The following is a 15,359-nucleotide window of genomic DNA, read 5'->3' as shown; positions in this document are numbered from 1 at the left end:
TGTTGCTGCGCCAGCCGTCCGAAGCCTCGGCAATCCGCCGTGACGTTCGTCGTCAGCGGTCGTGTGCCGGGCGTCGATCGACTCTATGATGCGATGCGCGGCACCACCGCTGTTCCGACGAAAACTTCGCCCGCCTATGCATCCTGTGGTGCGATCCGCGGTACGAGGCGGGCGAGCGCTTCAGGGATACTTATCCGGGATGCGGATATTCTGGGCCAGGATCGCAGGTTGGCGAACCTGTTCGATCGCTTGATGCCGAACAATCGGGACGAGGAGAGCTTCAAAATAGAGGCTGGTGTGGAGTTGCGTGGATTGCTGCTCATCCGTGATGGGATAGGCGTTTGTCACAAGCCATATCCCTCAGACATATGCGGCGAGAATGGCCGCCGAATGTGCCATGCCCGCTATTTTACACAAGGCTGTCGGCCAGCAGGAGGCACGACCTGTGTGAGGTGTTCAACGTGCTTTGCAGCATCGTGAAGACAATCGCCCCGTGGCGGTGGATGCCCAACGATCTGCCGCCTGGGTAGCGGTGTAACAACGCAGGTCTGGTTGACGCCCGGGGCCAAGCCGAAGAAGATCTCGAAGATCCACATGGCCATCACTTCGCCGGATCATCTGCTGGCTGTCCTTATAGCGCGGCTTTGTCCGTCTGCCATGAGGTTGGGGCGAGCGGTGATTTGCATCGGCAACCCGCTTCGCCGCCTCGTCGAAGACTATAAGCGTTACGCCGAAGCTCGCCGGACTGCATCATGATGAACCAGGCTGCCGCCCTCGCCGCAGATGCATAAAATCCTTCACGCCGAGTGGTATAATTCGGTCAGGATCAACCTGCTCTCGAACATGGCTAACGCGGGAATGTGAGACGCAATGGCATGCCCGAAGCGAGAAATTTCGATCGATGAGGGGGGAGCCTCGAGCCATCGTGGTCAGGCTGTTTTGAATGGACCAGGCGATGTCGCTAATCCCACCATGTCCGCAAAAACCGCAGATTTCTGCGGCTTTTGCCTTGGAAATGGTGACCCCTACGGGAATCGAACCCGCTCAATAAGCATTGGAGAGCACTATAGAGCAAGTAAATGGCTGAAATCGCCAATCTGATGTGCTCTGTTATGCTCCTGAATGCACCGTAACTCCCACGCTATCTCCCACGGCGATTTGTCGCTGGTTGGGTTTATATGACGGACACTTACCAATCTGTGAAAAGTGGGGGTGCGGAATGAGGGTTAACGGCTTGCTCGACCATGTATTTGAACGCTTGCCGGTTACTCGATGGTTCAAAATCCAAATGGTGTATCTGGGCCGCACGAAGTCATGATCCGGTTGCAGGGAAGGGTAACGGGGCGTTATGGTTGAGGCGATCTGCGGGCCTTGGCGTTCTGAAGCTGCCGCCTGGGCAGGCCGCACGAGCGTCAGGCCTCTCCGGACCAGAGCCGGCCGCTCGCGTTCACTCCAGCGAACGTCTGCTCCCAACCGTAGCTGTCGTTCGCCTTGATCAAGGCCAGTGACCGGAACATGCCGAATGGACGAACGTCTGCGCCGCCCCCAAATCTTGGGCCGCAAACCGGCACGCCGGAACTCTGGTGGGGGGCGGATTGGCCGCTGTGGAGCCGCGAACTTCGTATTTGGCCGTTCGTTCACCCGCACCGATACCCCACGCGCGCGGCAACGTTGATTGCCTGCCCCCGGACCACCGACTAGACAGGTCGCGATGGCACGGATCAACCTCAAGAAATTTATCGCCGAGCATTACAAGGGCGGTGTCACTGCCCGCGACGTCATTCGCGAAGGCGTGACCAATTCGATCCATGCCGGTGCCGACGCCATCACCGTGGATCTGTGGTTCGATCGCCAGCCGGGCCTGTTCGGCGACGAGGTGCGGAATGTCCTCGAGAAGATCACGATCACCGACGACGGCGAAGGCTTCACCCAGGACAATCTCAATTATTTCGATGAGATCTGTACCGGCCATAAGGACGATATCGGCGGCAAGGGCGTGGGCCGGTTGGCTTTCCTGAAATATGCCAACCGCGTCGAGGTCCGCAGCCAGCTAGCGAGCGAGCTCGTCGAATTTCGATACACGCCGGATTTCACGCTAGGCGACGTGAAGCGGACCGCTTCGGCCGGTCGCCGGGAAACGACGATCACGATCTCGGAGCTCAAGGAGAAGATCAACACACAGGTCACCAAGCTCGTCAATGCGATGTGCGACGATCTCCGGCTGTTGCTGTTCCTCAAGAAGCAGGCCGGGCGGACCATCGCGATTCGGTTCGCGCACAACAGCAAGCAGCCTTTCCCCGACGAGTTCACCTTCTCGGGCGAGGCGATCGAGGCGCAAAAGACTCGCTCGTTCGAGCTCGAGGGAGAGACCTTCGACTGCTATCTGTTCCGCGACGAGGCGCCGCGCCGTGGGATCGTCGCAATGCTGTGCGCGGACGAGCTGTGCGTCGAGGAGTATCAGATCAGCAGGCGGTTCGACATCTGCCGCTATCTCATCTCGATCACCTCAACCTATCTCAACCGAAGCTCGAATATCGAGCGACAGAAGCTCGAAATTCCAAAGAGTGATGCCGACGCCGACATGGCTTCGCCGATCAGCCGGGAAGCGCTGATGCCCCGCATCCATGCAGAATGCGTGGCGATGATCAACGAGGCGGCGGAAGGCGACATCGAGGCGTTCAAGCTCGCGAACGTCGACAAGCTCCGCAAATATTATCCGTTTATCCAAATCGAATCGCTCAACGGCGAAGCCGCCATGCTCGACGCGGACGAAATCGTGCGGACCTACCGCGCGCAGCAGGCGCGGCGCGAAGACCAGCTTGTGGAAGCGCTGGAGGAAGGCCGCATTGTCGCCTTTGACGACATCTCACATCTCGCGAGCGACGACTTGGCCCGCTTCATCGTCCACCGCGCACTGGTCATCGACTCGCTTGCCAAAATGCCGCGCGATTCGGCCGAGGACGTCCTGCACAACGCCATCCTGCGCAAGCACAGCAATGGCAGCGACATCCGTGAGAACAATGTGTGGCTCGTGGACGACAAGTTCCTGTCCTACAGCAACATCTATAGCGACGAGACGCTGGCGCGGATCGTTCGCGAGGTCGGGGTCGAGACAGAGTCAAAGCAGCAGCGCAAGCCGGACGTTGCCGCGTTCTTTTTCAAGGATAATGAAGGGCGCCCGAACAAGCTCGTCATCATTGAGTTCAAGAAGCCAGGCGCTGCATCTTCGAGAACAACAAGGCCTTGGTGCAGTGCCGGCTCTACGCGAGCGAGCTGGTCGATCGCATCGCGACGGTGCGGGAAGTGTTCGCTTTCTCCGTCGTCGAGATCGACGACGAATTCTACAAGGACATGAAGCGCACCGGTTTTAAAGACGTGTTCTCACTCAGCGAACGTGTGGTCTATGACGATTTCGTCATCGGCGTCTCCGACGATATCCCGCTACATCTCTATGTGATGCCGGCTGCCTCGCTCATAACGGACGCCAAGGCGCGCAACCGTGTCTTCGAGGAAGTTCTGCGGTTCAACATGGACAAGGAAATGCCGGCCGCGGGCGGGTAACGCCGCACCCTGACCTGGCATGGCTCAGTCTCCCTCGTGGGCCGGCGCGACATTGGCGAGCAGCAACGCTTGCTCGGCGTCGAGCTGCGCCGCCTCATAGCGATGTCCCTCGAAGCGGGCCGCGATCTGCTGCTGAATGGTAAGCGTGGTCAGCAGGCCACCTTGCGGTAGCGCCGGTAGCCGGGATGCTTGTCGCCTTTGACGAGGGCGCGAGCGGTGCGGGAAGTTCTCGGTTCTACGACTGGTCATACGAGCACTCGTATGACCAGTCGGATGGAGGTGGTCGGCCGGGTGTCGGGTCGACGGCGATGGTCTGACGCGGAGAAGCTGGAGATCTTGGCCGAGGCGTTCCGGCCGGGGGTGCGGGTTTGCGACGTCATCGCGCGGCGCGAGGTGTCGAGCAGCCTGATCTACACGTGGCGCAAGCAATTGCGTGAAGGCAAGCTGGCGGGCGTCGTGGCTTCGTTGCCGGTATTTGCCGAGGTACAGGTTGTCGCCCCGGTCGCGCCGACACCGCAGCCGGCACCATGTCCACCGGGGTTCATCCATATCGAGCTGCCGGGCGGCGTGCGGGTGAGCGTGGATGCCGCGGTGGATGCAGGCGCGCTGACACGGGTGCTGTCGGTGCTGCGATGAGCCCGACGCCGCTACCGACACGGGTGTTCCTGGCGTGCGGTGTGACCGACATGCGCAAGGGGTTCGATGGCCTGGCGGTGCTAGTGCAGGAGGTGCTGGCGCAGAACCCGCATTCAGGTGCCTTGTTCGCGTTCCGGGGCAAGCGCGGGCATCTGGTCAAGCTGCTTTGGTTCGACGGCCAGGGGCTTTGCCTGTTTTCCAAGAGGCTCGACCGGGGCCGCTTCGTCTGGCCGGTGACCGCGACCAGCACGGTGACGCTGACGCCCGCGCAATTGTCGATGCTGCTGGAAGGCATCGACTGGCGGCGGCCCGAGCGGACGTTCGCACCAACGCTGGCTGGGTAGGAACGGCGGTTTTTCGCCACTTTCCCTCGCTCGCCGACCTGCAATCTGCTATGGAAACAGGGTGTCGGAAGCGCCCGTTTCCCCTGTTGATGCCACCGCGCGGATTGCCGCGCTGGAGGCTTCGCTCGCCCGGGCCAATGCCGCCCTGGCTGCCCGCGACCTGCTCATCGATACGCTGCGCGGACAGATCGCGCGGCTGCGACGCATGCAATTCGGCGCCTCGTCCGAGAAGCTTAGCCGCGAGATCGCGCAACTCGAACTGGCGCTGGAAGAACTCGAGACGGAGCGCGACGCGCCTGTACCCGAGGCAAGCATCCCTGGCGTGCTGGCGCGTCCCGTGCCCGTCCGCAGTCTACCCGGACATCTGCCGCGCGAGGAAGTCGTCCATGAGCCGGCGTCGGGTGCCTGCACCTGTCCGGACTGCGGTGGTGCGTTGCGTCCGCTCGGCTCGGATGCGCACGAGATGCTCGACATCGTGCCGGTGCGCTGGCGGGTCGTGCGCAACGTCCGCCCCAAATACAGCTGCCGGTCCTGCGAGAAGATCGTCCAGGCACCCGCGCCGGTAAGCGCCATCGCGCGAGGCAAGGCGACCTTCGCGACGCTGGCGCATGTCGTCGTCTCCAAGTTCGACCACCATCTGCCGCTGTACCGCCAAGCCGAGATGATGGCGGCGCAAGGGCTCGACATCGACCGCTCGACATTGGCGGGCTGGACCGGACAGGCCGCAGCACTTCTCGACCCCATCGTCAGCCGCATCCGGGACGAAGTCCTTAAGGCCGACAAGGTCCATGCCGACGACACACCCGTGCCGGTGCTCGACCCCGGCCGGGGCAAGACCGCGACCGGGCGGTTGTGGGTGTATGCCGCAGACGACCAGGCATCTGGCAGCACGGCGCCGCGTGTGACCTGGTATCGCTTCACGCCAGACCGCACCGCGGCGCACCCGCTGGCCCATCTCACCAGCTTCCGCGGCTTCCTCCAGGCCGATGCCTATGCCGGCTATGACGGGCTCTACCGCAGCGGCGTGACCGAAGTCGCGTGTTGGGCACACTTTCGCCGAAAGGTCTTCGACCTGCATGAGCGGTCACCCACGCCGCTGACCACCGACATCCTCGAGCGGATCGGCACGCTTTACGCTGTCGAGGCCGAGGTCCGTGGCCAACCACCCGACGTGCGATGTCGAGCCCGACAGGAGAAAAGTCGACCGCTGGTCGACGCCTTGCGCGAGGTGCTCGACGCCAGCTTGCGCCGCCTGTCACCGAAGTCCGACATGGCAAGGGCCATCGCCTATGGCACGAAGCGCTGGACAGCGCTGTCGCGCTTCCTCGACGATGGCCGCTTGGAGATCGACAACAATATCGCGGAGCGTGCGCTGCGCGGTGTCGCGGTCGGACGCCGCAACTGGCTGTTCGCCGGTTCGCGCACAGGCGGCGAGCGGGCCGCGGCCATCTACACCGTCATCCAGACCTGCAAGGCCAATGGCGTCGACCCGCAGGCCTATATCGCCGACGTCATTGCCAGGGTCGCGGGCGACTGGCCTGCCAGTCGGTGGGACGAACTCATGCCCTGGAACTGGATGCCCCCGGCAGATCAGCCAACCGCACAAGCTGCGTAATCTGCGGCCTCCACGCCGCGCTAACGCTGAATGTCGCCGGGGGCCACTTGCGACACGAAGTGGAGGTCGAGGAAGTTACGCAGCGCGAAGCGGTAGAGCAGCGGGGCGAAATGGCCAACGAACCGACCGCTTTGCGCAATCTGCAGCGACTTCACCGTCACTGGGTTGCCGTGCAGAAAGTCGTTCCGCACACGGTACAGCCGATCATAGAGCTTTTGGGCGAGAGTCACGCTAAGCTGCCGTCCGCCATAGCGGACCCGGTAGAGCCGGGCATTTAACCTGCGCATGTGGAACGGCTTCATGTTGAGCAGCGCGAACACGTTGGCGAGATTCGCGCGGCCATGTTCGAAATGCGCGAGAATCTCAAACGCGCTGATCCATAATCCGCATTGGCGCCCATAGTCGAAGATTGTCGCGGCCGTCGCCGCCGGCATTCGCATCGCAGCGGTCGCCATGTTGAGCGAGCGGAACAGCGCGCGGTCCATTGGCGTCATCCGCGGCTGTCCATAGGCGGCGTTCCAATGGTTGAGAATCTCGCCGAGTAGAATGCGATCGATGCTGGTCCGCGGGAGCGTATGAACAGGTGATCCGGGCAAAGGCTGACCGGCAAAGTCGTTGACCCGGTGGATCGCCATGCTAGCCGGCGTGATGCTGATCATACGGTCGAAATCACGATCGAGGTTCCAAGGATAGAAGTCGAATGGATCGGTGAAGAGGATGCGGTGTCCCTGAGGGTACAGCAGCTCGACCGCGGTCTGCTGGAGCACGGTCGATACGGCCAGCGCGTTGCGGATACCGACCATCGCCTCGCCGGTGCGCTTAGAAACGGGAGCCTGCGCATCGAACAGCAGGATCGCCGGGTGGATCACCCGTCCGTGCGAACCTGTGAATCGCGCGAGGAATTGGTCCAGATTTGGGTGCTCGCCTCGCAAGGCAACGACGCGCTCGTCCGTTGGCGGCACGATGGCGACCTGTTCGGCGGCGACCTCAACGCGCAAGTCGATGTTCGGGAGGATAGAGAGGATAAGCCAGGACATGATTACGGTCTGCCCTCAACCCGGCAGCTTGAATAGATCGCATCGTTGCGACGCATGGGGATGGTCGCCGCCGGCTCGAGCGTCGCAAGGCCGAGTTGCGCGACGAGTTCAACTCTGCCTCACGCACCAGCCAGTACCCGCTCCGCGTGATGCGGCTTCGCCGCCCGGACGGGTTCGTGCTGACCGTGGGCGCGCTTCAGTCCCGCGAAACTGCCGAGGAGATCCTCGACGAGCGGAAGCGCCGTCCGACGCCTCTCACCATGACGCTGGTGAGGTCGGACGGCGTGGTCCGACCCAGCGACCAGTTGCCCGGCGGCATCCGTGACGCGTCGGTGAACGCGCCCGATGCCGGACGGCTCGGATGAGCTTGTTTAAGAAGTATCCGACCTGATGGCACTCTCTGTAGAGGCGCCAGCCGATGGCGGGCTTGGCGGTTCGGCTCGGATTGGCCTTGATATGCGCGGTGGCGTCAAGGTCATCAGCGATGAAGGTACGCAGCGGATCGCTATGATAATGACCTGCTTGCTTCGAAATATGAGGCTGTCACCAGCTACCGCTGACTGTACTGCTTCATGTGCTGCGGGCGATCCTTTCTGAAAGCAAGCGACCGGCGCGAGCGCCGGCTGGCGTCAGCTGTGCGCCACGGTGGCACAGACCCGGGGCAGCAGAAACCAGGGCGTCCGATTAGGGAACAGCAGTGCTGCCAACATCGCCGCTGTCCTCTCCTCGCCGGATGCTTCGGCGGCGGGGTGCCATGCCGCTTCCAGTTCGCTCACGGTGAAAACGTCGCCGCCGATGCGATATCCCGCGTTTACCCCGCCGCGAACGGTATCTGCGCCGAACCCGACATAGTCATCCGGCAGGAAGGCGTTGAGATCGGTACCGTCCAAGCGGATCAACCAAGAATCAAACTCGTCGTCGAGTCCGAACAGCGAAGCGCCCCTCAACATGACCGTGAGTAGCTCCGTAGGTCGCGCCAACGCCGATCGCACACGATCGAACTCGCCCGTCGAGCGGGCGATCAAGAATCGCAGGATATCGCCCCCGTCGATGCTCGCGCACGCGACGTTTCCGCCGGCGTCGATGGCGGAGGCGAAGAGCGCGCCCAGCAGCGTCTCGGCCTCGGGTCGGGCATCGCCGGTCCGAGCGGCTGCCAGGATGCATGTCAAGGGTGCGGCTTGGGAGTCGCTTATCGCAACCAGCGACGTCGCGAGCTGCGCGATCGCAGCAGTTAAGAAGCGCCGCAGCACGCAAGTGTCGGTGGTTTCTCCCTTCCAGGAGCGGATCAGCTGAGCGACCGCGGCCCAGCCGGCGAGCCGTGTCAACCTGAGCGGCAGAACGAACAGGTCGGAGATGCCGCCCGCAGAGCTCAGAAGCGCGAACCTGTCCGCCTCGAGCGCCGCCGAGGCGCTATCGACCACCCGCTCAGCGTGAACCGCCACCTCCGTTGCCAGCGATCCCATCGTACCCGCAACCTCGGATTCACTGGCGTGAGGGAGAGCGGCGACAATGATCGCCGCGCGAACCTCCACGGAGCGGAGCCGGTCCGAGGTCGCGTCCGTCTTTATGGTGGCCGCAGCGGTCAGCCTTTCCAGCAGTTGCCCGCGGCTGGCGCTGTCCGGCAGGGAAGCAAGGGCGCCCGTCAACCCGTCGACGACCTCTCGCATCGAGAGATCAGGATGGTCGAGCCGGTCCCAAACGCGCCAGAGGGCGGGCATCACAGCCTCCACCGCGCGTCGGGTGGTGGGACTGTCCCAGTCGCCAAGCGTCGCCCTCAGCGGTCCTGCTCCACCGCCGAAGGCAGGGTTGCGGCAGAAACGTCTCGGCCCGAAAAGGTTTAGGCCCCAGAGCACCGGTGCCTGCCCACCGGCGACCGAAAGCGCCTCAGCGACCCGGTGCCCGATCTCCAGCAGGTCGAGCGTCGGCCGGCTGTCCGAGACGAAGCTGCGCCCCTCGATGCAGTCGAGGAGGGCGGTGGTGCCGACACCCGCGCCATCGATCTCGATCGCATACTGATCGCGTGCCGCCATCGCCAGCACGGTCACCCCGGGTGTGCTGGTCGCACCGAGGTCCTCGGGCCGGAGCAACGCGCGGACGTCGCCGGCCACGCCGCCCGCCTCGCACGCGTCGACGATCAGGTTCGTCTGCAACGGCGCTGCCTCGGCGATCATCGCGAACAGCTCGGCGGTCGATAGCGCCGTGGCCGACAGCAGCGCGGACGAGGCGTCGCGCGGTAGCAGGTGGAACGTGCCGGCCTTCACTCCGCCATGGCCCGCGAAGAAGATGGTCAGGGTGTCGATCGGTCCGGGTCGGATCAGGACACGCCGGATCGTCTCACGCACCTCGCCCAGCGTCGGGGAGAGGAGGAGGTGCGAGTCCGCAGAGTCGTAGTCGCCGACATCCGCGCGCATCAGCGCGACGAAGACGTTGCTTGCGTCGGCTTCCGCGCCGGTGAGATCGTTCTCGGTGTCGTAGCGATCGCAGCCGATAGCGATCAGGCAGCGCCGGCTCAATCCGGCGACGCCTGCCGATAGCGTTCTAGCCGCGCCCTCTCCCGCGATAGAGCTCCGGCCTTCTTCTCCGCGATCATCGCCTCGGCCCGCGCCTGGAATTCGGGCGGCTGAGTTTCTAAGCTCGCCAGCATCCTCTCGCCCATCCCCGGACCGACCGCGATGGTGGGCATTTCCACCTCGCCGTTCCGATCGATGCCAAATTCGATCTTCTCGAGCATTTCCATGAAGGCGTCCGGCAGCGCTCGATTGACGGCGTCGACGACGTTGCCGCTGCTGTCACAGGCCTTGGTGATCGCCTGGAAGACGTTGATCACCTGCTGTTCCGCCATGCCCTCGGCGGCTCGCGTGATCGTCGCCAGAACCTTCGAGAGGTTCTGGTCGGCCACGTCGGCGAAACCGATGGAAGTCTCCTGCCGTATCGTGACCATATCGTCCGGCGCGCGGTCGGGTGAGGCGGGGGAACTCCACCCCTGGCCATGAAAGAAGCGGCGGGTGTTCTCCTCCGGAACCAGCGCGTGCACCTTCTTGCGCGCAAGAGCGGCTATTGCCTCGCCGACGGCGTTCCTGATCGCCCTGGCCTCGCGTGGATAGCTGCCATACTCGCGGCGCGGGGGTGCGACTTGCTGATCCTCGTGGACGTGCATTCACCTAGGCGTAGCCGTTCGGGTACGATCGCGCCAGTCGATCTGGGGTGTTCCGAACAGCAATTCTCCACATGAACGACTGTGGACACGACCAGCGGCGTGCGTGAACTCAATCTAGCGCTCTTCGCATCGAGATAACCATGATTCGGCCGTTCGGACGCAGCGAGGCAATGCCGATAAATTTCGTTCTTCCGTCTGCATCAGCAGTAGGTAATCTCCTGATGAACGACAGGAAAATACGGCGGCACGAAATGGATATCGCAGAGGCTATTGAACTGGATCGTGGCGCCCGCTTCTTCCGCGGCGATCTCCATATTCACAGCATCGCCGGCTCGCATGATGTTACCGACCCGGCCGCAACGCCGGAGGCGATCGTGCGGACCGCCATCGCCGAGCGGCTCGACCTCATCGCTATCGCCGATCACAACGAGATCTGCGGCGTGGCTACCGCTATTGCCGCCGCCGAAGGCACATCCTTGCTGGTCGTACCGGGCGTCGAGCTGTCGACCTCGCATGGTCATCTTCTATGCTATCTGCCGACCCTTGATGCACTGACCCGCTTTCACGCCAAACTGACGCTGGCCGATCGCGGCTTGGCGAACTCGCGCTGTTCCAACGGCGTGGTCGACATTCTCAATCTCGTGGCGGAGGGGCGCGGCTTTGCCGTCCTTGCCCATGTCGATGGGGGCAAGGGTCTCGAAACTGAGGTGCCGGGCAGCCCGCCGCACAAGCGGGACATCCTTTGCCATGCGGCACTGCTCGGCATTGAACTCAAGCGTGCCGATAGTGAAATATCATATTCTGACCTGGACCCAGATGGCGATCGCAAGCTTCTAGGGCGGCAGCGGATCGAGGCACTCGGGCTCGGAAAGAAGCAGTTCCTGGCACGTCTGCTCAACTCCGATTCGCATACGCTGACGGCGCTGGGCCGAAACGCGGCCGGTGATCGCAAGGTCACCCGCTACAAAATGCAGACGGTAACGTTCGATGCCTTGCGGCTCGCGCTCGAAGATAGTGACGCGCGCGTGCGCATCGAGGAAGAAGTACCAGCTCGGATACCCGTCGTCCGCGCGCTGTCGATGGAAGGTGGCTTTCTCACTGGCCAGGGCGTGCACTTCAGTCCCAACTTGAATTGCATCATCGGTGGCCGCGGCACGGGCAAATCGACTACCTTTGAGGCCATTCGCTGTCTGACCGGCCAAGCGGACACCGGCGAAGTCGTCGATTCCGAAGTCTGGCCGGACCTGATCGACCTGCTCGTCGAGGACCAGTCGGGCCATGAGTTGAAGCTACGGCGCCGGCGAAGCGGCGAGGTCGAGGACGCCGATGACCCCGATGCGCTGCTGCCCGAATTCGGCGTAGAATGCTATGCACAGAGTGAAGCGGCGACGATCAGCCAGAATGCGACCAGCGACCCTGCAGGCTTGTTAAGCTTTCTCGACCGCTTCATTGGTGTGGCCGCGGATGCAAAGGAAGAGCGTGAGATACGCCAGTCGCTGCTTGATTCCGAAACGGAGCTAAAGATGGCTGCCGACAATGTAGCCAAGATTCCCCAGGTCGAGCGAGACCTCCGCTACAAGAAGTCGCAGCTCGCCGCTTTAGAAGCGCAGCGAGGCAAGGAAGTAATCGTGCTCATCCGTAAGCTCGACCAGGAAAGGGAAGTTCGTCTATCGCTTCGCCGCGATCTTCAGGAATTGCTTGGACTGACCAGTAACGATGCATTGCGCGAACGCATCGAAAGCATCGAGACGTCGGTCGACCCAACGGAACTGACGATCGGCGGACCGGAATACCAAGCCATCGCGCACCAAGCGGCGGCATTTAAGGCCAAGGTGGCGAGTGCCGAATCCGATCTTCAGGCCGCCGCAAGGTCACTGAGCGACGTTGTCGAACGGCAGCTTACAGCTTGGCGCATTAAGGAGGCGACCGCAAAAACCGAGATCGACCATAAGCGAGCCGCGCTCGAAGCCAGCGGTGTGCGCCTCGATATGGTCTTCATCAATAGCCTGTCTACCGATGAGGCACGACTGACAGAGAACCTGCGCAAGCTGAAGACATGGGAACCCGGGCTCGAGCGCCGTCGCAAGGAGCGCGCCGATCTCGTCAGGAAGCGCTGGGAGGTCCGCAACCGGATCGCCACCAAGCGCAGCGCGTATGGCGTAAAGGCAAGCCGAACGCTGAAGTCGGTGCTGACCGATCTCAGTGTGTCGCTCAAGTTCCTGCACAGTGCGCATTCTCCCTCCGGTTGCGCGGTGATCACGGAAGCAATGGGGTGGCGGACCTCCCAAGTGCCCCGCGCACCGCTCCTGATCGAAAAGCTCTCGCTGCCGGGTCTGATCCAGGCGGTCACCAAGAAGGACAAGAACGCCATCAGGGCCGTGAAGGCGAGCGATGGCGCGACGGTCTTCGCCGATGCGGATGCGCAGGCGATCATCGACAATCTCTCGGCACCCGAAGTGATGCACAAACTACAGGCGGTCGAGGTCAGCGACACGCCGCAGCTCGTCGTGACCAAACAGGTAACCGGGCAATCCCGACCGGTCACTCGCGATTTCAGTCGATTGAGCCTCGGCCAAAAGCAGTCAGTGCTACTGGCGCTGATGCTGTCGGCCGATAGCAACCGCCCCCTGATCATCGATCAGCCGGAAGATCATCTCGACAGCGAGTTCATCTATCAAACGCTGGTACCAGTCCTGCGCCGCGCCAAGGAACGCCGGCAGGTAATTATCGTCACCCACAACGCCAATATCGCTGTCCTCGGGGACGCGGAGCAGATCATCGTGCTGAAGGCACAGGACGACACCGGTCGGATCGTGTCGCGCGGCTCGATCGATCACGGCCCGACGCGGCAATTCGCCTGTGACATCCTCGAAGGCTCGACCGAAGCGTTCCGGCGCCGCGCCTCCATCTACGGCGTCTCGTAATCCTTCGAAGGCCGGCGATCGTCATCGTTCCCGACCACACCCGCCGCATTGACTCGTCCGTCATGCGCGGTTTGGTGGCCTAACAGGCTGTGGGGAACGCTCGAACGCCGCAGCACTATGAGCCGTCAAGCCTCTGGAATCGTTGCCCTCATCAATCTCCGCGGGGTCCACGCCCATGTTCTGGCTGCTTTGCGCTAGAATGCCGGATCAGGCGCGCACCTTGAGCCTGTCCTAGCGTGCCCCATAAGCCTTCTATCGAGGTCGGCCTTGGCCTTTGACATAATCGGACCCATGTCGGGCAAGGGAGGACGGTATGGTCGACTATCGTAACGACGCCAGGCGCGAACTCGCGCGCGCCAAGGACGAGCTCGGGTCCGTGGATGATGAGCGCCTGAAGTACGCCGCGCTCGAGCTTCGTATGGCGATGGAGTCGCTTACCTACGATCGGGCCTTGGCCTACAAAGAGGAATTTCCGCCAGCTGAATATGAAACCTGGCAGCCACGTAAGGTAATGGCCGTGCTCCTCGAGATCGACCCCAACGCGGACAAGGACAGCAGCTTGGCCTTCGGTATCGAGCCATCACTCGGCGTGACGCCGGAGGTTATGGAGGCGTTGGGCAGCGAGAAGGTCCTGAACATGACCACAATCAAGCGCCACTACGATGCGTTGGGGGCCCATCTCCATGTGCAGACGATCAAGCAGCGGAAAGGCGGCGCTCCGGTGGACCACGCCAAATTTCGAGCGCGCTGCGATGAAATCGCCGCCTATTTGACGGAGGTGCTCGCGTCGCCGATTTGGAATGCCACGATTGGTACGTTCGCGTCGATCGACTGTATGAAATGCGGCCATCCGGTTCGCAAGCGGATGCCGCACGATCAGTCGGTGGTCAACGCCAAGTGCTTCGAATGCGGTGCGACCTACAAGGTAACGGACGCTGGCGAGAACGAGGCGCTTTTCGAGCCCGACCAGATCGAGGTCAGATGCGCTAATACGGAGTGCAAGACTTCAATCTTTCCCTGGCGCGCCGAGATCAAGGCTGGCGTCGGCTGGAAATGCGAAGTCTGCGGTGGGCAAAACGACGTTAAACTTATGGTCCAGCATCGGCCTGCAGCCGTCGCCGACGACGCAGCGCACGAAGGCTCCGACGCATGATACGGGTCGATGTTCATCACCTGATAGCGTCACTCACCTACCTTGCCGGCTCGCACAAGCACCTCGTGCTGATGCGACGCCAAACCATTGAGAATAGGAGCATCGGTCTGATCGAGATTGAGCGCTTCGCCGAAATGAGGGAGTGCTCACGCCGGCTAGGGAACATCGCGGAGGCGCTGGAGATGCCCGCCGCGCGAGCGAGTGCAGCCCGATTGGCGCAAAATCTCGACAAGGTTGCGCCGTTCCACGTTGCGTTAACGCCAGACCGCCTCAGCTTGGTCGCAGACGAAATGGCAATTTTGACCTCGGCGTTTCACGATGAACTAGAAGCGCGCCTCCTGTTTGCGTTTCCGCCGGCGAGCGCCCAGTATTTCTCCTCCGATCCGCTCTTCGGTGAGCCCGTCGAGGATGCCTTCCCGGATGTCGCCTTCGACATTGCCGAGGCCGGAAAATGCCGAGCCCTCGGCCGCTGGACGGCCGCCGTCATGCATTTGATGCGCGTGCTTGAATCCGGTCTCCATGCCCTCGCCAAACACGTCGACGTGCCGTCTGGCGAGAACTGGAACACCGTTCTCGGCGCGATCGAGGGCAAGTTGCGCGAGGTTCGGCGCAAAGTGGATGGCCGTGAGGAGGAGCAGTGGGCCGCCGAAGCGGGCGTGCATCTGCGCTTCATCAAGAACGCGTGGCGCAACCACGCGATGCACCCGCTTGAGCGGTACGATGAAGAACGTGCCGTGCAGATCTTCGACAATACGCGTGCATTCATGCAGCATCTGGCCAGGAAGCTGTCGCCGTCTGACTTGGGCGACGCCGACTAACTACGATCCTGGTCGATGGAGCGGTGGCTGCCTGATCGGGTCTCAATGGACGCCGTGAGTGATTTCCCCCTCGGGGGTCAGCAGCATGTGATAATGTCCACTTATCGCTGTAGC

General features: G+C 62.5%; 14 protein-coding genes. 9 read left to right on the top strand and 5 right to left on the bottom strand.

What is annotated here, in order from left to right; genetic code table 11:
- Positions 1-180: 180 nt before the first annotated feature.
- Positions 181-348 (bottom strand): hypothetical protein, encoded by a 168-nt coding sequence (locus QE360_RS18515; protein WP_309703946.1) that lies wholly within the window; start codon positions 346-348, stop codon positions 181-183.
- A gap of 1,363 nt (positions 349-1,711) precedes the next feature.
- On the opposite strand from QE360_RS18515, the gene QE360_RS18505 reads away from it, so the two are divergent.
- Both QE360_RS18505 and QE360_RS18500 read left to right on the top strand, forming a co-directional pair.
- A complete protein-coding gene (locus tag QE360_RS18505; protein WP_309703943.1) occupies positions 1,712-3,355 on the top strand; it encodes an ATP-binding protein in 1,644 nt (547 codons plus the stop codon).
- Positions 3,352-3,561 carry a hypothetical protein gene (locus QE360_RS18500; protein ID WP_309703941.1) on the top strand — a complete coding sequence of 70 codons (210 nt, stop codon included), beginning with the start codon at positions 3,352-3,354 and terminating at the stop codon, positions 3,559-3,561. The genes QE360_RS18505 and QE360_RS18500 overlap by 4 nt, the downstream gene beginning before the upstream one ends.
- 24 nt (positions 3,562-3,585) lie before the next feature.
- Here QE360_RS18500 and QE360_RS18495 read toward each other — a convergent pair whose 3' ends face one another.
- On the bottom strand, positions 3,586-3,810 hold the full coding sequence (locus QE360_RS18495) for a hypothetical protein (protein ID WP_309703940.1): 225 nt from the start codon (positions 3,808-3,810) through the stop codon (positions 3,586-3,588).
- 12 nt (positions 3,811-3,822) lie between these two features.
- On the opposite strand from QE360_RS18495, the gene tnpA reads away from it, so the two are divergent.
- The 3 genes from tnpA to tnpC are packed head-to-tail and all read left to right on the top strand — an operon-like array spanning position 3,823 to position 6,156.
- Entirely contained in the window at positions 3,823-4,197 is a 375-nt protein-coding gene (gene tnpA, locus QE360_RS18490; RefSeq protein ID WP_309703938.1) for an IS66-like element accessory protein TnpA, read from the top strand.
- Positions 4,194-4,541: an IS66 family insertion sequence element accessory protein TnpB gene (gene tnpB / locus QE360_RS18485; protein ID WP_309703936.1), complete on the top strand. Its 348-nt coding sequence runs from the start codon at positions 4,194-4,196 to the stop codon at positions 4,539-4,541. The genes tnpA and tnpB overlap by 4 nt, the downstream gene beginning before the upstream one ends.
- Positions 4,542-4,584: 43 nt before the next feature.
- Positions 4,585-6,156 carry an IS66 family transposase gene (gene tnpC / locus QE360_RS18480; RefSeq protein WP_405052689.1) on the top strand — a complete coding sequence of 524 codons (1,572 nt, stop codon included), beginning with the start codon at positions 4,585-4,587 and terminating at the stop codon, positions 6,154-6,156.
- Between the two features lie 20 nt (positions 6,157-6,176).
- On the opposite strand, the gene QE360_RS18475 is transcribed toward tnpC, so the two are convergent.
- Positions 6,177-7,193 (bottom strand): hypothetical protein, encoded by a 1,017-nt coding sequence (locus QE360_RS18475; RefSeq protein WP_309703931.1) that lies wholly within the window; start codon positions 7,191-7,193, stop codon positions 6,177-6,179.
- A gap of 95 nt (positions 7,194-7,288) precedes the next feature.
- Between QE360_RS18475 and QE360_RS18470 the strand changes: the two genes are divergently transcribed.
- The gene (locus QE360_RS18470) at positions 7,289-7,558 is read left to right on the top strand and encodes a hypothetical protein (RefSeq protein ID WP_309703929.1); all 270 of its coding nucleotides are present in this window, start codon (positions 7,289-7,291) and stop codon (positions 7,556-7,558) included.
- A gap of 264 nt (positions 7,559-7,822) precedes the next feature.
- Here the strand turns inward: QE360_RS18470 and QE360_RS18465 are convergent, their stop codons facing one another.
- Together QE360_RS18465 and QE360_RS18460 are read right to left on the bottom strand one after the other, a co-directional pair.
- The gene (locus tag QE360_RS18465; RefSeq protein WP_309703926.1) at positions 7,823-9,706 is read right to left on the bottom strand and encodes a caspase family protein; all 1,884 of its coding nucleotides are present in this window, start codon (positions 9,704-9,706) and stop codon (positions 7,823-7,825) included.
- Entirely contained in the window at positions 9,703-10,350 is a 648-nt protein-coding gene (locus QE360_RS18460) for a hypothetical protein (RefSeq protein ID WP_309703924.1), read from the bottom strand. The genes QE360_RS18465 and QE360_RS18460 overlap by 4 nt, the downstream gene beginning before the upstream one ends.
- Before the next feature lie 140 nt (positions 10,351-10,490).
- Here QE360_RS18460 and QE360_RS18455 point away from each other — a divergent pair, with 140 nt between their 5' ends.
- From QE360_RS18455 to QE360_RS18445, 3 genes are all read left to right on the top strand, one after another.
- Positions 10,491-13,274 carry a TrlF family AAA-like ATPase gene (locus tag QE360_RS18455; RefSeq protein WP_309703922.1) on the top strand — a complete coding sequence of 928 codons (2,784 nt, stop codon included), beginning with the start codon at positions 10,491-10,493 and terminating at the stop codon, positions 13,272-13,274.
- Positions 13,275-13,587: 313 nt separating this feature from the next.
- On the top strand, positions 13,588-14,427 hold the full coding sequence (locus QE360_RS18450; RefSeq protein ID WP_309703921.1) for a hypothetical protein: 840 nt from the start codon (positions 13,588-13,590) through the stop codon (positions 14,425-14,427).
- On the top strand, positions 14,424-15,245 hold the full coding sequence (locus QE360_RS18445; RefSeq protein WP_309703919.1) for a hypothetical protein: 822 nt from the start codon (positions 14,424-14,426) through the stop codon (positions 15,243-15,245). The genes QE360_RS18450 and QE360_RS18445 overlap by 4 nt, the downstream gene beginning before the upstream one ends.
- The last annotated feature ends 114 nt before the right edge of the window (positions 15,246-15,359 follow it).

The organism is Sphingomonas sp. SORGH_AS_0789, from assembly GCF_031453055.1.
In the GTDB taxonomy this organism is placed as follows: Bacteria; Pseudomonadota; Alphaproteobacteria; order Sphingomonadales; family Sphingomonadaceae; genus Sphingomonas.
The sequence above is the reverse complement of the archived record's forward strand: the minus strand, read 5'-3'. Positions and strand labels throughout refer to the sequence as shown.